Genomic DNA, 16207 nt, shown 5'->3' with positions numbered 1-16207 from the left:
CCCTAGGGGAAGTCCGCCAGGGCCTCGGTCCAGGTGCGGTGGGCGACGGACGCCAGGACCGGGTTCTTCCCCCGGTAGTACGCCTCGGTGACGACGCCCCAGCACAGGGCCCAGCCCCGGCCGCGGGCCCAGGTGGCGTCGTCGACGCGGGAGGCCTCGCGGAAGAGGGGGCGGGTGCCGGCGGTGAGGAGGGACCAGGCGGCCATCATGTCGCAGGCCGGGTCGCCCGTGCCGAGGCCGCCGAAGTCGATGACGGCGTGCAGGCGTCCGGCGCGGGTGAGGAGGTTGCCGGGGAGCAGGTCGGCGTGGACCCAGACCGGGTCGCCCCGCCACGGCGGGAGGCGGAGGACCGCCTCCCAGGCCCCGGTGACGGCGGCGGCGTCGAGCGTGCCGTCCGCGCCGAGGGCCTCGATCGCCGGCGCCATGGCGCCTTCCTCCCAGTCGGTGACCGGGCCGCCCCGGAAGGAGGCCGGGCCGCCGGTCGCGTCCGCCGCGCGCAGGGAGACGCCGAAGCGGCCCAACTCGACGGCGGCGTGGGCGAGATCGGCGATCGGGGCGTTGTACGCGTCGTCCCCGTCGAGCCACCGGTACACCGTCCAGGGCCGGTCGAACCCCTCCCCCGGCGCGCCGTGCCCGACGGGCACGGGGACGGGCAGCGTCAGGCGCGGGGCGAGGCGCGGCAGCCAGTACCGCTCCTTCTCGGCCTGCCCGTCCGTCCACTCCGCCTTCGGCAGCCGCACGGCGAGCTCGTCCCCGAGCCGGAACATGGTGTTGTCCGTACCCGCCGAGTCCACGGCCCGCACGGGCAGACGGGCCCACGCGGGGAACTGCGCGGCGATCAGGCGCTCGACGAGGGCGGCGTCAGGGATGTGCGGGGTGGTGTGGGGGACGGGCATGCGGGCGAGGCTAGTCGCCGGCGTACGGGGGGACCACGCGTTTTCCCGTACGCCGGCGGACCGCCGGTGCTCAGGAGAGCGGCGCGTCCACCGCCTCGCGCCACGTGCGGACCGCGTCCGCCGAGACCGGGGCCGTCCAGCCCTGCGGGCGGGCCGCGCCGCCGATGTGGAAGGCGTCGAGGCCGGCCGCGCGCAGTTCGGGGAGGTGGTCGAGGCGGAGGCCGCCGCCGACGAGGATGCGGGCCTCGTAGCCCGGCTCGCCCGCGCGGGCGGCCTCGGCCTTGAGGGTGGCGAGGCCGTCGTCGACGCCGGTGGCGGAGCCGGCCGTGAGGTAGGTGTCCAGGCCCGGCAGGTCGGCGAGGCCCTTGCGCAGCCCGTCGCGGTCGGCGGCGCGGTCGATCGCCCGGTGGAAGGTCCAGCGGCAGCCGTCGAGGACGGCGATCAGACGCTCGACGGCGACCAGGTCCGGTGCGCCGTCGGGGGTGAGGAAGCCGAGGACGAACTCGTCCGCACCGGCCTCCCGGAGATCGGCGGCGCGGGTGACGAGGGCCTCGACGCCCTCGGGGCCGCCGGCCGAGAAGCCGTCGGCGAGCCGCAGCATCACGCGCAGCGGGATGTCGACGGCGGCGCGGATCGCGGCGAAGCCGGCCCCGGACGGGGTGAGCCCGTCCGCCGCCATGTCGGTGACGAGTTCCAGCCGGTCGGCGCCGCCGGTCTGGGCGGCGACCGCGTCTTCCTCGTCGAGGGCGATCACCTCAAGGACTGCACGGTTGCTCATCGAAGCCCATTCCTCCATGAATGACGGCTATAGGTCTAGTCCAATGACCAGCCTAGCCGTGCTCGTGGCCGCCCGCACCGTGCTCGGCCTCACCATCTGCGGAAACGTCTGCCCCGGAACCGCCCGCCCGTACCGTGAAGGCCGCCGTCCGCACCTCGCCCTCGTGCCGGAAGTCCAGGAAGAGACGGTACGCGCCCGCGCTGGGCGCCGTCGCCGTGAAGGAGACGTCCGGGCCGGGACCCCCCTCGTTCGGGTGGACGTGGAGGTACGCGAGGTCCCCGGCGCGCAGGGCGACGAGGTGTCCGTACGCCCCGAGGTACGGCTCCAGGTCGGTGACCGGCTTCCCGCCCCTGGAGACGGTGAACCGCAGCTCACCGGGCTCGCCCGGGTCCAGGGTCCCGCCGACGCGGACCTCGTAGCCGTCCACCCGCGCGGTCGGCGCGGGGGCGGGCAGCGGCTTCGGCGCGTACTCCCCCGGTACGGAGACGTCGGCGCCGAGCGTGAGGGCCCGGGACCCGGGGGCGGCGGGCGTGAAGTCCGCGAAGGCCTTGTAGGGGCCGGCGGCCGGCAGGTCCGCCCCGGCCGTCCAGGTGCCGTCGGCCGCCTTCACCGGGTGCAGGTGGCGGTAGACGGTGAGGTCGCGCGAGGCGACGACGAGGTGCAGCTCCTTGCCGTGCTCGGGCGTGAAGGCGGTGACCTTCTTCCCGGCCGCGTCCTCGACGGAGAACTTCAGGACGTCGCCGCCGGCGGCGAGGGTTGGGGTCTCCAGGGCGAGGGTGTGGCCGCCGTCGGAGAGCTGGAGGCCGCCGGGCGCGTTCGCGGCGGAAGGCGCTTCCTCGTGGAGCTCCGCCTCGTGGCGGTCCGTGTGCTCCTCGACCGCCGGGGGCTTCGCGGAGGGGCCGACGGCCGCGCCGACCCCGTACGCGGTCCCGAAGGTCGCGGCGAGCGCGGCGGCAAAGGCGGTGATCTTCGCACCGGTGTTCATGGCTGCTCTCCCGTAGTCGTCCGTGAGTCGTGCGCGGGTCGTACGTGCGTCGTACGCGGGTCATACGCGGGTCATACGCGGAGGGGGCGTGGGTGGCCGTGCACCGGCCCCTTCGTCCCGCCCCTTCCTCACACTTCACGATACCCCCAGGGGGTATCAAGTCAAGCCGCCGCCCCCTTGCTTCCGGTACGGGCCGGGGGTATACCTGGAGACGTGAATACATACCCCCCTAGGGTATCCTCATGAGAGAATCGACCGACGAGGAGCAGAGGCCATGGCAACGACGACATCCGGCACGGCCCAGGTCGAGCTCGCCATCGGCGGCATGACCTGCGCCTCGTGCGCGGCCCGCATCGAGAAGAAGCTCAACCGCATGGACGGGGTCGAGGCCACCGTCAACTACGCCACCGAGAAGGCGAAGGTCAGCTTCGACGCGGAGGCGGGCGTCGGCGTCGCCGACCTCATCGCCACCGTCGAGGCCACCGGCTACACCGCCGCCGAGCCCGAACCCCCGAGGGACGAGGCGGCCGGCGCGGGCCCCACCGACGAGGAGAGGGCGGACGAGGAGCTGCGGCCCCTCCGGCAGCGGCTCGTCACCGCCGTCGTGCTCGCCGTCCCCGTCGTCGCCATGGCCATGGTCCCGGCCCTCCAGTTCGCGTACTGGCAGTGGCTGAGCCTCACGCTCGCCGCGCCGGTCGTCGTCTACGCCGCCTGGCCCTTCCACCGGGCCGCCTGGACCAACGCCAAGCACGGCGCGGCCACCATGGACACCCTGATCTCGGTCGGCACGGGCGCCGCGTTCCTGTGGTCGCTGTGGGCGCTGTTCTTCGGCACCGCCGGCACGCCCGGCATGACGCACCCCTTCGCGTTCACCATCGCCCGCACCGACGGCGCCGGGAACATCTACCTGGAGGCCGCCGCCGGCGTCACCGCCTTCCTCCTGGCCGGCCGGTACTTCGAGGCCCGCTCCAAGCGGAAGGCGGGCGCGGCCCTGAAGGCCCTGATGCAGCTGGGCGCCAAGGAGGTCACCGTCCTGGAGGACGGCCGGGAGGTCACCGTACCGACCGCCGACCTCCGCGTCGGGGACCGCTTCCTGGTCCGCCCCGGCGAGAAGATCGCCACCGACGGCACCGTGGTCGAGGGCTCGTCCGCCGTGGACGCCTCCATGCTCACCGGCGAGTCCGTCCCGGTCGAGGTCGGCGTCGGGGACGCCGTCACCGGCGCCACCCTGAACGCCGGGGGCCGGCTCGTCGTCGAGGCCGCCCGCGTCGGCTCCGACACCCAGCTCGCCCGGATGGCGAAGCTGGTGGAGGACGCGCAGAACGGCAAGGCCGCCGCCCAGCGCCTCGCCGACCGGATCTCGGCCGTCTTCGTGCCGGTCGTCATCGCGCTCGCCCTCGGCACCCTCGGCTTCTGGCTCGGCAGCGGACAGGGCCTCACCGCCGCGTTCACCGCCGCCGTCGCCGTCCTGATCATCGCCTGCCCCTGCGCCCTGGGCCTCGCGACCCCGACCGCCCTCATGGTCGGCACCGGGCGCGGCGCGCAGCTCGGCATCCTCATCAAGGGCCCCGAGGTCCTGGAGACCACCCGCCGGGTCGACACGATCGTCCTGGACAAGACCGGCACCGTCACCACCGGCCGGATGACCCTCCTCGCCGTCCACACCGCCGGGGACGTGGAGGAGAAGGACGTCCTGCGGCTCGCGGGCGCCCTGGAGCACTCCTCCGAGCACCCGATCGCGCGGGCCGTCGCCACCGGCGCGGCCGAGCGGGTGGGGACGCTCCCGGCCCCCGAGGACTTCGCGAACGTCCCCGGTCTCGGCGTACAGGGCGTGGTCGAGGGCCACGCGGTCCTCGTCGGCCGCGAGAAGCTCCTGGAGGAGTGGGCCATGGCCCTCCCGGCGGAGCTCAGGGCCGCGAAGGACGCGGCCGAGGCGGCGGGGCGGACCGTCGTCGCGGTCGCCTGGGACGGCGAGGCGCGCGCGGTCCTGGAGGTCGCGGACGCCGTCAAGGACACCAGCGCCGAGGCCATCACCCGGCTGCGCGCCTTGGGCCTGACGCCGATCCTGCTCACCGGCGACAACAAGGCGGTCGCGGAGGCCGTCGCCGCCGAGGTCGGCATCGACGAGGTGATCGCGGAGGTCATGCCGCAGGACAAGGTCGACGTCGTCAGGCGCCTCCAGGGCGAGGGACGTTCGGTCGCCATGGTCGGCGACGGCGTGAACGACGCCGCCGCGCTCGCGCAGGCCGACCTGGGCCTGGCCATGGGCACGGGCACGGACGCCGCCATCGAGGCCGGCGACCTGACCCTCGTACGGGGGGACCTGCGGGCTGCCGCCGACGCGATCCGGCTCTCCCGCCGGACCCTCGGCACGATCCGCTCGAACCTCTTCTGGGCCTTCGCCTACAACGTGGCGGCGCTGCCGCTCGCCGCGGCCGGGCTGCTCAACCCGATGATCGCGGGCGCGGCCATGGCCTTCTCCTCGGTCTTCGTGGTGGGCAACAGCCTGCGGCTGCGGGGCTTCAAGGCGGTCGACGGCTGACGGCCGAGCGGACCGGCACACGGGGCCGGGGCCCGTCCGACAACGGACGGGCCCCGGCCCTCGCTCGTGCGACGGATACGGCTCAGCAGGCGCCGAGGTCCTGCCACACCCCCCACTCGCCGGTGGTGCCGGGCTCCTCGCCCGTCGTCCACCACTTGGCCTTCCAGGTGTGGCCCTTGTGGGAGACCTGCTGGCCGCCGGTGTAGACGGTGGCCTTGGCCCACGGGGCGGCCGTGCACGAGGTGGCGCCGCCGGTGACGGTCAGGGAGAGGACGGCGGCGTGGGCGGCGGACGGGCTCGCCCCGTTGACCACGATCTGGTACGTGCCGGAGACCGCGGCCGTCGTGGTGTTCAGGGTGAGGGTGGAGGAGCCGCCGGCGGTGACGGAGGCGGGGCTGAGGGAGGCGGTGACGCCGGCGGGCAGGCCGCCGACCGTGAGGTTCACCGCCTGGGCCGTACCGGCGGTGACGGCGGTCTTCACCGTGGCGGTGGTGGAGGAGCCGGCGGCGACGGTGGCGGAGGCCGGGGTGGTGGTCACCGAGAAGTCGTCGGCCGGGGCGGTCGTCCCGCTGGTGAAGGGGGCGAAGATGTGGGAGAAGTCCCAGGTGTTCTGCTGGATGCCCGAGCAGTTGTCGGCGGCGGCGCCGCCGGGGCAGCCGCCGTTGTCGCGCTGGAGCGCCCAGAAGGAGAGGGTGTTGATGCCCTTGGAGACGGCCCAGTCGTAGACGGTGCGGGCGTTGGCGAGGGTGAAGGTCTCGGCGGGGCCGAAGTCGTCGACGCCGATCATCTCGGTGATGCCGACCATGCCCCAGAGCTGGGCGGGGGTCTTGGCCGGGTAGAGCTTGGCGAGCTGGTCGTAGAGCCCCTGGGCGGCCGTCTTGGTGTCGGCGGCCATGTCGTGGGCGGCGTTGTCGTAGTAGTCGAAGGTCATCATGTTGACGACGTCGACGCGGGCGCCGTTGGCGACGGCGTTCTTGAGGACGGCGAGGCCGCTGGAGGCGAGGCCGCGGGTGGTCGTCGGCAGGGTGTACGAGATCTCGATCTGGCGCCCGTTGGCGGCGGCCCAGTCCTGGAGGACCTTGATGGCCTTGTTGCGGCGGTCGATGCCGGCCGCGTTGTCGAGGGAGTCGACCTCGATGTCCATGTCGAGCCGGGTGACGTCGTAGGTGGTGATCACCTTCTGGTACACGGCGGCGATCTGGTTGACGTCGGTGCAGCTGTCGGCGATCTCGGTGCCGGTGGTGTCGGCCGTGTAGCCGCCGAAGGAGGGGATGACGTCGCCGCCGCGGGACTGGATGGTCTTGATGTCGGCGCCGAAGGAGGACGCGGCGACGGGCAGGGAGCCGTCGCCGTTCCAGTACGCGGTGCAGGAGCCCTTGGCGGCGGTCTGGAGGAAGGCCATCGTCAGGTGCTTGGCGCCCGACTGGGCGCTGAGGGCGGCGGGGCTCTCGCCGGTCCAGGCCTCGAAGTAGGGGGCGAAGACGTGCGCGGGGAGGGGGGTGGCCGCCTGGGCGGGCGCGGTGCCGACGGCGGCGAGGCCGAGGGCGGCGACGGCGGTCACCGCGGCGGTGAGGGCCGAGCGGAGCGAGCGTACGCGTCTCATGACAGTCCCGTGGGTGTGGGGGCGGGGTGCGCCAACGCCTTTGTTGCGCGCGTCTGTTGGCATACGGAGTTAGCCCTGCCGCGCCGGACGCGTCAATGGACTGGACCAAACTTGAAGGAGTCTTGGACTAGACCAATTCGGGGCTTCGTTGCGTGGTACACGCACGGGGACGGGGGCGGTGCTGGGACGATGCGGGCGGGCGGGGTCCGTGGTCCGAAAAGCCAGAGGGGGGAGGTCCGGGCGGCTCCGTACACTCCCCGGCATGACTTCTGTGGCGCTGGCGGTCCACGACGGGACGATGCTGTTCGAGACCGCGGCGGCCTGCGAGGTGTTCGGCGTCGACCGCGGGATCACCGACGGCTGGTACGACTTCAAGGTCTGCGCCGCGCGGGAGACCGCCGCCGCCCGGGTCGGCGGCTGGCTCCGGATCGACGCCCCGCACGGCCTGGACGACCTCGTCGGCGCGGACACCGTGATCGTCCCGTCCTGCACCGACGTCGACGCGGCTCCGCCCGCCGACCTCCTGGAGGCCGTGCGCGGGGCGCACGCGCGGGGCGCGCGGATCGTGTCGCTGTGCACGGGGGCGTTCGTCCTGGCGGCCGCGGGCGTCCTGGACGGCCGCCGCGCCACCACCCACTGGGCGCACACCGACGACCTGGCGGCCCGCCACCCCCGGGTCGAGGTCGACCCGGACATCCTCTACGTCGAGGACGGCAACGTCCTGACCTCGGCGGGCAAGGCCGCCGGGATGGACCTGTGCCTGCACCTGGTCGGCGCCGACCACGGCGCCGCCGTCGCCGCCGAACTGGCCCGCCGGCTCCTGGTCCCGGCCCGCCGCGCGGGCGGCCAGGCGCAGTACGTCGCCGCGCCGACGTCCGCCGACACCGCCGACGCCTTCGCGGACCTCCTCGCCTGGGCGGGCGCCCGGCTCGACGAACCCCTGACCGTCCCCGACCTCGCCCGCCGGATGAACATGAGCACCCGGAACCTGACCCGCCGCTTCACCGCCACCACCGGCACCACCCCGCTGCGCTGGCTGCACACCCAGCGCATCCACCGGGCCCAGGAACTCCTGGAGACCACGGACGACAGCGTCGAACTCATCGCCGCCCGCACGGGCATGGGCACGGCGACGACCCTGCGGCGGCACTTCCACAACGCGCTCGGGGTCCCGCCGGACACGTACCGGCGCACGTTCCGGAGCGCGCCCCGGCGCACGCTCCGGAGCGCGCTCGGGGACACGCTCCGGAGCACCGGGGATTCCTGACGGTACGGGCCGGCGGCTCAGCGGGAGCCGCGCGGGAGGACCAGCAGGCCGTTGCCGAGCGAGCGCTGGCCGGTGGTGTCCGAGGGGCGGTTGACGACGCCCGAGGCCGCGGTGGCGACGACGCTGGAGCCGCCGCCGTCGAGGTTCATCGCCTCGACGGCGCCCAGGTGCTGCATGAGCCGGGCCGCCCGGTCGATGCCCAGGCCCTCGCTGTAACCGGCCTGCCTCCCGTCCACCACGACCAGGAGCAGCCGGCCCTGCCGGTCCACGCCGATCATCGAGCGGGGGTTGGCGCGCACGGTCCAGTCGTACGTGAAGCTCTGGTCCGCGCCCTCCCGGACGACGCCGTCCCCCACGGCGTTGACGGCGATCCGGCCGTTCCGCACCAGCGACGGGCCGACCTGGAGGATCGTGGTGTCCCCGGTCAGCGGCACGTCGCGGCCCGAACCGTCCCGGACCCGCTGCTCGAAGACCGGCGCCTCGCCCACCCGGACGTTCCGCAGGAGCCAGTCCGCGCCGTCGCCGACGGCCTGGAGGGTCGAGCCGCCGGCGGGCACCGCGGCTCCGCGCGAGGAGTTGACGGCGGTCACCCTGCCGTTCGCGTCGAACACCGCTTCCGCGCCCGCGCCCTTCGGGACCGCGCCCCACTCGGGCGTGAACCGCACCAGCTCGCTCGGGTCGGTGCACTTCAGGTCGTGCTGCGGCTTCTGGGTCGGCAGGTCGCCGCCGACCCCGCCGCAGTTCCAGACCTCGCCGGGGATCCGGTTGACCCCGTCGACCTCGACGGACCCGCCGGCCGTCCGCAGCGTGACGTGCGCGGTGAACGTGTCCACCGAGAAGGAGCGGCCGCCGCGGGCGAACCTGATGGCCGTCCTGCCCTGGGTGGCGGAGCCCAGGAGCTTGCCGTCCCTCACGTACAGGCCGCCCGGGGCGCTGTTGTAGAACCACTGGCCGTTCACGCCGGCGATCGCGCCCGAGGCGCCGATCAGGTCGGTCAGCCTCTCCGTGCCGTTGAGCGTCCGCCCGTGGTCGACCGCCAGGTCGCCGCCGAAGGTCCGGAAGTCCAGCCGGAGCACGTGCACGCGCTCCGGCGCCCCGGCGTCGGTGCCGTCCTGCGCCGTGTACCGGGTGCGGCCGGCGAATCCGGCCGCCTTGACCCGGCCGAGGAGCTCCGTCGCCGCGGCCTCGCCCGCGTACCGGCCGAGGCGCACGGTCCAGCCGAGCGTCCCCGCCCGCAGGTCGGCGTACCCGGGCCGCCTCACCTCCTCGACGCGCGGCTCGAAGCCCTTCGCGCGCAGCGCCGACGCCACCCGCAGGGCGGTCGCGCGGGGACCGAGCGCCGTCGCCGCCGAGCCGAGCGGCCCCTCGGGCAGGGCCGGCAGGTTCACCTGGACGGTCCAGCGGTCACCGGAGTCCTGGCGTCCGTACGCCGTCGTGGACAGGGTCACGCCGGGCGCCAGGGTGGTCGTCGCGAGCCGGGAGGCGGGCAGGAGGTTCCACTCCGTGAAGCGGAGTCCGACCGTACGGAGTTCGGGGGGCGACGCCGGTGCGGCGCTCGCCGGGGGCACGGCGACCGCCAGGGCCGTCGCGGCCGTGGCCAGGAGGGAAAGGGTCTTGCGCCGCATGGGTGTCCTTCCGTCGTCGGAACGTCGGGTGGGGCGACGCCCAGTCAATTGCCCGCGGATTGCCCGCAGTACAACGGCGGGGGCGGTCCCGTGGAAGGCCGGGGTCCGCGCGGATGAACGCGCACGGGGGGCGGGAGGGAACGGGCCGGCGTCGTCGGGTGCGCCCGGGAGCGAGCCGTCCGCCCCGGAACCGTCCGCCCCGGAACCGGGCGTGCTCAGGGGGAGCGCGGTCGAAGGGCACGCCCTAGGATCGGCCGCATGACCTCTCGGCCGTCCGCACGTACGGGAAACCCGTCCCTCTCGCTCCGGTCCCGGGGCTCGTTCCTCTCCATCGGATCCGTGGGGTCCTTCCTCTCCGTCGGTTCCGTGGGATCGGCGCTCTCCGTCGGGTCGGTGGGGTCCTTCCTCTCCGTCGGCTCGGTCGGCTCCTCGCACTCGGTCGGCTCGGTCGGTTCGTTCCTGTCCGTCGGTTCGGTGGGTTCGGCGCTCTCCACCGGCTCGGTGGGCTCGTTCCGGTCCGCCGGTTCGGTCGGCTCGGGCCGCTCGAAGGACTCGCTCCTCTCCTGGCGCGCGCACCGGGGAACACTGGCTGTGGGCGCGCTCGTGGTGTTCGCGGGAACGGCGGCCTGGGCCGCGGGGACCCGACGGGCACGCTGACCCGCCGCCCCGGCCCGCACCCCGGCCTCAGACCACCACCCCCACCGCGAGGACCGCGATCAGCGCGCTCGACGCCAGGGCCGTCGCCAGGCGGGCGCGGGGGCCCGTGACGGTCCGGCCGAGGAGGGTGCCCGCGGCGGCCAGGAGGAGCTGCCAGCTCGCGGAGGCGGCGAAGGCCGCGAGGACGAAGGCGGTCGCCTCGGCCGGGCCCGTCGCCGGACGGCCGCCGAGGACGAGGGCGGTGAAGTAGAGCACGGTCAGGGGGTTGAGGACCGTGATCCCCAGGAAGGCGAGGAACGCGCGCCGGGGCGCGGGCGGCAGGTCCCGCGCCGGGTCCGCACCGTCGCGGTGGGCCCGTACGGCCTTCCGCGCGGAGTGCGCCGCCAGGGCGACGAGGACCAGGGCCGAGAGCAGGCGCAGCGGGACCGCCACGGGGGCGAGGAACGGGGCGAGGGCCGTGCCGCCGAGGGCGGCGAGCAGGGCGTACAGCCCGTCGGCGGTGGCGATGCCGAGCGCCGCGCCCGCTCCCGTACGCCACGGGGAGCGGGCCGCGACCGCCACCAGGTGGGCGCCGACGGCGCCGACCGGGATCGCGATGCCGTAGCCGGCCAGGAGGCCGGCCACCACCGCGCCCGTCACGCGACGGCGGTGGTCGCGCCTCCCGGGGCGGCGGTCCGCTGCTGTCGGCGGTAGGCGGAGCCGTCCTTCGTACGGGAGAGGAAGCCGCCGGTCACGAGGTGGCGGCGGAGGGCCGGGAAGTCCTCGTGGACGCCCTTCAGGGCCTCGTTGACCTCGGGTTCGCCGTAGGCCCGGCCGTCCTCGAAGAGGGTCGCGGCGAGGTGTGCGAGCAGCGCCTCGCGGCGGGCGGCGCGGCGCGGGACCGCCTTGAGGCGCCCGTCGGCGGAGAACAGGTCCGCGACGGGGGAGGAAGAAAGATGACTGGTCATGGACGAGGAGCCTGGCGCCCGCGCCCCGCCCGCCGCAAAGGGTTTTCGGCGGGCCCGGAGCGGTGGGAGACTTTCCCGTAGGGGGCCGGAGGACACCGTGGGGAACCACGGCGAGGAGCGCGCCATGGCACCGGAACCGGAAGGCCGCGAGGACGCCGCGCCCAGCCCTCCCGCCCCGCGCCGGGGGCGCGACGAGTCGGCCGAGGAGCGCGCGGACCGGATGTGGGCCGACCTGCTGCAGGAGCTGCGGGTGGCCCAGACCGGCGTGCAGATCCTCTTCGGCGTCCTGTTCATCGCCGTCTTCCAGCCCGCCTTCACCCACCTCGGCGACACCGACCGCGCCCTCTACACCTGCGCGGTCGTCCTGGGCGCCGCCAGCGCGGGATCCCTCATCGGGCCGGTGGCCCTGCACCGGATGGTCGCGGGCCGCCGCATCAAGCCGCAGACCGTGGTGATCGCCGCCCGGATGGCCCGGACGGGGCTGCTGCTGCTCGCGGTGACCACCGTCCTGACCCTGCTCATGCTGCTGCGGGTGGCCCTCGACGACGCGCTCGCCGCCTGGCTGACCGCCGGCGTCGGCGTCTGGCTGTTCACCCTGTGGTTCGCGCTCCCGCTCTGGGCGAGACGGCACTACACCAGCCGTGAGTAGTCCGGGCGCGGCACTCGCGCGGTCGCTCGTCGTCCCCCGGAGGTGCTACGGGATCACACCGCGACGAGCCGGACCCGGGCGCCGCACAGCCTGCTCATGTCGTCGATGTCCGAGGTCAGCATGACCACGGGCCGCTGCTGGCGGAGAGCGGCCTCCGCAACCGCCGCGTCGATGGCGTACTTGTGACCGTGAAGGCCCGTCTCCATCAGCAAGGCCGAAGCCGCCCTGGCTTCCTCGTCGCCCACGGGGACCACCCTCAGACCGGACGGCACCCAGTTCAGCCTGGCCCTGTTCGTCCGGGCATGGACGGCCTCGATGACGGTGAGGGCGCTGATCACGACCTCCATGCCACGGGTGCGCGCCTCCACGACCAGCGCCACCACGGTCTCGTCGTCGTCGAGCAGCTTGGAGAGAACCTCACTGTCGAGGACGAGCGTTCCTTCGTGCGTCAGCTTGCGGCGGGCCACTGGTCCTCGTCCGCGAACATCTCGTCGAAGACCTGGCGCGCCCCTTGCCTCGCCTGATCGGAGACCGGTCCTTTGCGGCTCTCGTAGTCCGCCAGGTACTCGTCCAGCACCTGCCCCCGCAGCTCCCGCTCGACAGCCGCCGCGATGAACGCGGAGAACTCGCGTTTACCGACTCGGGACCGGATCGCCTCCGCCGTCCCCTCCGGCAGGGAAAGGCTGACGCGCGTCGCCGGTCCTTCACCGATGTTGTAAGTCGTCTCGGGCATGCATCCAGCGTGTCAAACGAGTGGGAAAAGCGAAACGGGCGCTCCTCCACACGAAGGGCCCCGCCGCGTGGCGGGTCCCTGGAGTGCCGGGAGCGGAGTCAGACCGCGTACGTCCGCGCGAACGCGGTGAACGCGGACCAGGCGGCCGGGGTGGCGGTCAGCTCGCCCCGGGCGTGGTCCTTGGTGTCCCGGACGCGGACACGGGGGAGGTTGTGGGCGACCTCGACGCAGTTGTCGTTGTCACCGCTGTACGTGCTCTTGTGCCAGTCAGGCTCAGTCATCGTGCTTCCCCAGTGCTTCGCGGATGATCTCTTGCGACTCAACGATCCCGAGGGCGTCGGCGTGGAGCCGATCATAGATTCTCTGGTACCGGTCGACATCAGCCGGTTCGACCATGTAGCGGCCCGTCCCGAAACCCTCAGTATAGGCCGTGCGTTCGCCCGAGGGTGAGGTCAGGAGGCTCACGGAACCGGGGATGGAGGCGCGGTGCGCAGGCAGGATTTGCACGTTGATGTAGGGGAGTTCGACGGCTTCGAGCAGCCTTCCGATCTGCTCCCTCATGATGGCCTTCGTGCCCATGTCCTCCCGCAGCGCGTTCTCGTTCAGGACCACCCACAACCAGGGCGGTTGGGGGCCGTCGAAGACCGCCTGCCGCTCGATGCGTCGCCTCACGGCGGCCTCTATGTCCGTTCGGCCGCCGGGGTCCGCGAGCTGCATGATCGACCTGGCGTAACCGGGTGTCTGGAGCAGCCCCGGTACCACGAGTGAGAACTCGTGGATGGTCCGCGCCCGCGCCTGGTCCCGTAGAAAGCCCTGCGCGTAGTCGCGGAAGGCGACTCGATCCCGAATGGCCAGCAGGTTCGTCAGCTTCCCTCCCAGTTCGAGGACTTGGTCGATCTGCCGCCCGAGCTTCAGGTCCGGCGGATCGCCGTTCTCGATCTCGGAGATCCGGGTGGTACTGCTGAACACCTTCGCCGCGAGGTCCTGCTGTCGCCATCCGCACTGCTTGCGGGCGTCCCGGACCAGGCCGGCGATGAAGGTCTCCAAGCTCTCGCTCGGATCGATCTCGTTCTCGGCAGGCATATGCCACGTTCCCCGTTCCCCTTCGGAAACCCAACCCCTGGTGAGCGTAGGGCGGCACGCGCCATCGTGAAGGCGTCCGGAGAAGATCCACCAGAAAGAGAGCCCTCCGTGAGTACACTTCCTCCCCCTCCCCCCTCCCGCCCCGTCGGCGAGGCCGAAGCCACCCGGGTGTACCGGGAGCTCAAGGACGCCATGGACACCGCCGGGCTCCCCACGAGCGGGCTCTACCGGGACGTCACGCACGGCCCCGGCGGGGACACGCACCGGTACGGGCTCGGGACGGTCGGCATCGGCGGGGCCAAGCGGCTGACCGTGCTCCTGCGCACCGCGCGGGCGGCCGGCGCGTGAGGTACCGGATCGGCGACGTCGTGACCGACGCGCAACGGGCGCTCACCGGGCAGGTCCGTTCCGTGAACGGGAGCACGCTGGTCCTGGTCCGCCCCAGCGGCTACCTGTGGGAGGCGGCGGCCGACCAGTGCTGGACGGCGAGCCCGGCGGAGCGCGCGAGCCTGACTCCGCGCGGAGCCGTACGGGTCATCAGCACCTCGTCCCGGGAGCCGTCTCCGCTACCCGAATGATGATGTGACTGCCCGTCACTCGAACGGGCGGTCTTCACTCTTCGTGTCCGTCCGGGCATATGCCACTGCGGTACGTTCACGCAAAACGGCCCCCGCTGATGGCCTGAGACCCATCGGCGAGGGCCTGAACCCCAGCGGAAGGCACACTCCCACCGTGATCTACCGGCACTTTAACGCGCCCTCGCGCGGCTTCTCGCCGTTCTCGCACCACATCATCCGGCACCCCCGGCTGAACTCCCACGCCGTGCGGCTGCTGACCTGGCAGCTCTCCCTCCCCGAGGGCGCCCGCGAAAACCTGTCCCGTACCGCCGAAAGGGCCAGGATCGGGAGCGACGCGTTCACCAAGGCCAAGCGCGAACTCATGGCGGAGGGATTCGTCCACGAGCGCCGGACGCAGGTGGCCGGAGGGCGGTGGGTGACGCAACAGCTCATCTCCGCCGAGCCGTTGACCCGTGAACAGGCCGCCAAGATCTTCGCCCGGGACCCGCGCCTCCTCCACCGGGCGCCCGTCTCCCCGCAGGTCGTACCGGGTGACGGGAACCCGGTCGCCGGTGCTCCGGCGCCCTCGCCCACCGGCGGTCATCCAGAAGAAGACCTCCGGGAGAAGACCTCCCACCTTCCGGACGGGAGCGGGGGCGGAGGCGGAGGCGGGGAGCCCGCGCCCGAAGACCCCCGGCTCCCCGAAGACCCTCGGCCCCTCGAAGACCCCCCGCCCCCCGAAGACGCCCGCGCCCTCGTCGGCGCCCTCCCGCTCCTCTCCCCCGCCCTGCGCCACATCCCGCCCGGCATGCGCGACGAGCTCACCCGGCTCGCCGCCCGGTGGCTGGAGGCCGGGTACGCCTCCGCCGACGTCCACGCGCACGTCCTGCGCGGCCTCCCCGGCGCCGGAACGCCCGTACACCGGCCCGGCGGGCTGGTCCGGTACCTGCTGCGGGAGGTGCCACCCCGCGAAGTACCGCCCCGCGAACTGCCGCCCCCGGTGCCCGAGGGGCCCCGGCTCTCCGCGCGGCTCGCCGGGGCGCGGGAGTGCGCCGGGGAGCACGTGCAGCCGATGCTGTTCCGGCCCGTCGCGGACGAGACGCTCTGCCGGGAGTGCGCGCCCGGGACCGGGACGGGGACGGAACCGCCCGTCCGGTGACGGCCGCCGGGCGGTCCCGGCGGGCACAATGCCCCCATGACCGCAGACCAGGACCCCGCGCTCCTCCGGCGCTGGAACGCCACCCTGCTCGCCGCCCGCGCCGGACGCGAGGGCCCCGACCCCGCCCCGTACGGACGGAACCTGCTCGCCCGCTGGGCCGAGCCGCAGCGCCGGTACCACACGGTCGACCACCTGCGGGCGGTCCTCGACCGCATCGACGAACTGGCCGACCAGGGCGGCGAGGGCGGCGAACTGGAGCTCGTACGGCTCGCCGCCTGGTTCCACGACGCCGTCTACCGCCCCGACCGCTCCGAGAACGAGGAGCGCTCGGCGGTCCTGGCCGAGAAGGCACTCGCCGAGGCGGGCCTGACCCCGCACGAGGTGACCGAGGTCGCCCGCCTGGTGCGCCTGACCGTCACCCACGACCCGGCCGACGGCGACCTCAACGGCGAGGCGCTCTGCGACGCGGACCTCGCGGTCCTGGCGGGCGACCCCGCCACGTACGCGCGGTACGCGGCGGCGGTCCGCGAGGAGTACGGCTTCGTCCCCGACGACGCCTTCCGCGAGGGCCGCGCCGCCGTCCTGCGCCACCTCCTCGACCTGCCCCGGCTCTTCCGGACGCCGTACGGCGCGGCGGTGTGGGAGGAGCGGGCCCGGGAGAACGTGGAGCGGGAGCTCAAGGAGCTGAGGGGGGCGTCGGGCACGGGGTGAGGGCGGGGTCCGGGC

At 73.8% G+C, this 16207-nt stretch carries 19 protein-coding genes; 8 read left to right on the top strand and 11 right to left on the bottom strand.

Going from position 1 to position 16207, the window contains the following annotated elements:
* Nucleotides 1–2 precede the first annotated feature (2 nt).
* From ACIP5O_RS15330 to ACIP5O_RS15320, 3 genes are all read right to left on the bottom strand, one after another.
* A complete protein-coding gene (locus ACIP5O_RS15330) occupies nucleotides 3–896 on the bottom strand; it encodes an aminoglycoside phosphotransferase family protein (RefSeq protein ID WP_401293152.1) in 894 nt (297 codons plus the stop codon).
* 70 nt (nucleotides 897–966) lie between these two features.
* Nucleotides 967–1674, bottom strand: a complete 708-nt coding sequence (locus ACIP5O_RS15325) for a copper homeostasis protein CutC (RefSeq protein WP_365542842.1) — start codon at nucleotides 1672–1674, stop codon at nucleotides 967–969.
* Between the two features lie 52 nt (nucleotides 1675–1726).
* On the bottom strand, nucleotides 1727–2659 hold the full coding sequence (locus ACIP5O_RS15320) for a hypothetical protein (RefSeq protein ID WP_401293149.1): 933 nt from the start codon (nucleotides 2657–2659) through the stop codon (nucleotides 1727–1729).
* Nucleotides 2660–2933: 274 nt separating this feature from the next.
* Here ACIP5O_RS15320 and ACIP5O_RS15315 point away from each other — a divergent pair, with 274 nt between their 5' ends.
* Nucleotides 2934–5201 carry a heavy metal translocating P-type ATPase gene (locus ACIP5O_RS15315; protein WP_401293147.1) on the top strand — a complete coding sequence of 756 codons (2268 nt, stop codon included), beginning with the start codon at nucleotides 2934–2936 and terminating at the stop codon, nucleotides 5199–5201.
* A gap of 82 nt (nucleotides 5202–5283) precedes the next feature.
* Here ACIP5O_RS15315 and ACIP5O_RS15310 read toward each other — a convergent pair whose 3' ends face one another.
* Nucleotides 5284–6804 carry a chitinase gene (locus tag ACIP5O_RS15310; RefSeq protein WP_401293145.1) on the bottom strand — a complete coding sequence of 507 codons (1521 nt, stop codon included), beginning with the start codon at nucleotides 6802–6804 and terminating at the stop codon, nucleotides 5284–5286.
* 262 nt (nucleotides 6805–7066) lie between these two features.
* On the opposite strand from ACIP5O_RS15310, the gene ACIP5O_RS15305 reads away from it, so the two are divergent.
* The gene (locus ACIP5O_RS15305; RefSeq protein ID WP_401293143.1) at nucleotides 7067–8071 is read left to right on the top strand and encodes a helix-turn-helix domain-containing protein; all 1005 of its coding nucleotides are present in this window, start codon (nucleotides 7067–7069) and stop codon (nucleotides 8069–8071) included.
* Nucleotides 8072–8088: 17 nt separating this feature from the next.
* Here ACIP5O_RS15305 and ACIP5O_RS15300 read toward each other — a convergent pair whose 3' ends face one another.
* Nucleotides 8089–9696 carry a phosphodiester glycosidase family protein gene (locus tag ACIP5O_RS15300; RefSeq protein WP_356543161.1) on the bottom strand — a complete coding sequence of 536 codons (1608 nt, stop codon included), beginning with the start codon at nucleotides 9694–9696 and terminating at the stop codon, nucleotides 8089–8091.
* Nucleotides 9697–9954: 258 nt separating this feature from the next.
* On the opposite strand from ACIP5O_RS15300, the gene ACIP5O_RS15295 reads away from it, so the two are divergent.
* Complete coding sequence (locus ACIP5O_RS15295; RefSeq protein WP_401293140.1) at nucleotides 9955–10353, top strand: hypothetical protein; 399 nt, start codon at nucleotides 9955–9957, stop codon at nucleotides 10351–10353.
* A gap of 27 nt (nucleotides 10354–10380) precedes the next feature.
* Here the strand turns inward: ACIP5O_RS15295 and ACIP5O_RS15290 are convergent, their stop codons facing one another.
* Both ACIP5O_RS15290 and ACIP5O_RS15285 read right to left on the bottom strand, forming a co-directional pair.
* Complete coding sequence (locus ACIP5O_RS15290) at nucleotides 10381–10992, bottom strand: LysE family transporter (protein WP_401293138.1); 612 nt, start codon at nucleotides 10990–10992, stop codon at nucleotides 10381–10383.
* Nucleotides 10989–11300, bottom strand: coding sequence for a DUF2087 domain-containing protein (locus ACIP5O_RS15285; RefSeq protein WP_401293136.1), 312 nt, complete (start codon nucleotides 11298–11300; stop codon nucleotides 10989–10991). Before ACIP5O_RS15285 ends, ACIP5O_RS15290 begins: the two co-directional genes overlap by 4 nt.
* A gap of 124 nt (nucleotides 11301–11424) precedes the next feature.
* On the opposite strand from ACIP5O_RS15285, the gene ACIP5O_RS15280 reads away from it, so the two are divergent.
* On the top strand, nucleotides 11425–11949 hold the full coding sequence (locus tag ACIP5O_RS15280; protein ID WP_401293134.1) for a DUF6328 family protein: 525 nt from the start codon (nucleotides 11425–11427) through the stop codon (nucleotides 11947–11949).
* A gap of 53 nt (nucleotides 11950–12002) precedes the next feature.
* Here ACIP5O_RS15280 and ACIP5O_RS15275 read toward each other — a convergent pair whose 3' ends face one another.
* The 4 genes from ACIP5O_RS15275 to ACIP5O_RS15260 all read right to left on the bottom strand — a co-directional run bounded on the left by ACIP5O_RS15275 (nucleotide 12003) and on the right by ACIP5O_RS15260 (nucleotide 13765).
* The gene (locus tag ACIP5O_RS15275) at nucleotides 12003–12416 is read right to left on the bottom strand and encodes a PIN domain-containing protein (protein ID WP_401293132.1); all 414 of its coding nucleotides are present in this window, start codon (nucleotides 12414–12416) and stop codon (nucleotides 12003–12005) included.
* Nucleotides 12398–12682, bottom strand: coding sequence for a hypothetical protein (locus ACIP5O_RS15270; protein ID WP_401293130.1), 285 nt, complete (start codon nucleotides 12680–12682; stop codon nucleotides 12398–12400). The genes ACIP5O_RS15275 and ACIP5O_RS15270 overlap by 19 nt, the downstream gene beginning before the upstream one ends.
* Nucleotides 12683–12780: 98 nt before the next feature.
* Nucleotides 12781–12963 (bottom strand): DUF397 domain-containing protein, encoded by a 183-nt coding sequence (locus tag ACIP5O_RS15265; protein ID WP_401293128.1) that lies wholly within the window; start codon nucleotides 12961–12963, stop codon nucleotides 12781–12783.
* Nucleotides 12956–13765 carry a Scr1 family TA system antitoxin-like transcriptional regulator gene (locus ACIP5O_RS15260; protein ID WP_401293125.1) on the bottom strand — a complete coding sequence of 270 codons (810 nt, stop codon included), beginning with the start codon at nucleotides 13763–13765 and terminating at the stop codon, nucleotides 12956–12958. Before ACIP5O_RS15260 ends, ACIP5O_RS15265 begins: the two co-directional genes overlap by 8 nt.
* A 108-nt stretch (nucleotides 13766–13873) precedes the next feature.
* Here ACIP5O_RS15260 and ACIP5O_RS15255 point away from each other — a divergent pair, with 108 nt between their 5' ends.
* The 4 genes from ACIP5O_RS15255 (at nucleotide 13874) to ACIP5O_RS15240 (ending at nucleotide 16192) form a co-directional block, all read left to right on the top strand.
* Nucleotides 13874–14113, top strand: coding sequence for a hypothetical protein (locus ACIP5O_RS15255; RefSeq protein WP_401293123.1), 240 nt, complete (start codon nucleotides 13874–13876; stop codon nucleotides 14111–14113).
* Between the two features lie 20 nt (nucleotides 14114–14133).
* Nucleotides 14134–14343, top strand: a complete 210-nt coding sequence (locus tag ACIP5O_RS15250; RefSeq protein WP_401293120.1) for a hypothetical protein — start codon at nucleotides 14134–14136, stop codon at nucleotides 14341–14343.
* Between the two features lie 154 nt (nucleotides 14344–14497).
* Nucleotides 14498–15481: a hypothetical protein gene (locus ACIP5O_RS15245; protein WP_401293118.1), complete on the top strand. Its 984-nt coding sequence runs from the start codon at nucleotides 14498–14500 to the stop codon at nucleotides 15479–15481.
* Between the two features lie 36 nt (nucleotides 15482–15517).
* Nucleotides 15518–16192: a hypothetical protein gene (locus ACIP5O_RS15240; RefSeq protein WP_401293115.1), complete on the top strand. Its 675-nt coding sequence runs from the start codon at nucleotides 15518–15520 to the stop codon at nucleotides 16190–16192.
* The last annotated feature ends 15 nt before the right edge of the window (nucleotides 16193–16207 follow it).

This window comes from Streptomyces sp. NPDC088915, from assembly GCF_044749825.1.
Taxonomy (GTDB): Bacteria; Actinomycetota; Actinomycetes; order Streptomycetales; family Streptomycetaceae; genus Streptomyces.
This window is presented reverse-complemented; position numbering and strand designations above follow the sequence as displayed.

Coding starts and splice junctions, on each gene's coding strand:
- ACIP5O_RS15330 (WP_401293152.1), bottom strand. CDS start 896: ATGCCCGTCCCCCACACCACCCCGCACATCCCTGACGCCGCCCTCGTC.
- ACIP5O_RS15325 (WP_365542842.1), bottom strand. CDS start 1,674: ATGAGCAACCGTGCAGTCCTTGAGGTGATCGCCCTCGACGAGGAAGAC.
- ACIP5O_RS15320 (WP_401293149.1), bottom strand. CDS start 2,659: ATGAACACCGGTGCGAAGATCACCGCCTTTGCCGCCGCGCTCGCCGCG.
- ACIP5O_RS15315 (WP_401293147.1), top strand. CDS start 2,934: ATGGCAACGACGACATCCGGCACGGCCCAGGTCGAGCTCGCCATCGGC.
- ACIP5O_RS15310 (WP_401293145.1), bottom strand. CDS start 6,804: ATGAGACGCGTACGCTCGCTCCGCTCGGCCCTCACCGCCGCGGTGACC.
- ACIP5O_RS15305 (WP_401293143.1), top strand. CDS start 7,067: ATGACTTCTGTGGCGCTGGCGGTCCACGACGGGACGATGCTGTTCGAG.
- ACIP5O_RS15300 (WP_356543161.1), bottom strand. CDS start 9,696: ATGCGGCGCAAGACCCTTTCCCTCCTGGCCACGGCCGCGACGGCCCTG.
- ACIP5O_RS15295 (WP_401293140.1), top strand. CDS start 9,955: ATGACCTCTCGGCCGTCCGCACGTACGGGAAACCCGTCCCTCTCGCTC.
- ACIP5O_RS15285 (WP_401293136.1), bottom strand. CDS start 11,300: ATGACCAGTCATCTTTCTTCCTCCCCCGTCGCGGACCTGTTCTCCGCC.
- ACIP5O_RS15280 (WP_401293134.1), top strand. CDS start 11,425: ATGGCACCGGAACCGGAAGGCCGCGAGGACGCCGCGCCCAGCCCTCCC.
- ACIP5O_RS15270 (WP_401293130.1), bottom strand. CDS start 12,682: ATGCCCGAGACGACTTACAACATCGGTGAAGGACCGGCGACGCGCGTC.
- ACIP5O_RS15265 (WP_401293128.1), bottom strand. CDS start 12,963: ATGACTGAGCCTGACTGGCACAAGAGCACGTACAGCGGTGACAACGAC.
- ACIP5O_RS15260 (WP_401293125.1), bottom strand. CDS start 13,765: ATGCCTGCCGAGAACGAGATCGATCCGAGCGAGAGCTTGGAGACCTTC.
- ACIP5O_RS15240 (WP_401293115.1), top strand. CDS start 15,518: ATGACCGCAGACCAGGACCCCGCGCTCCTCCGGCGCTGGAACGCCACC.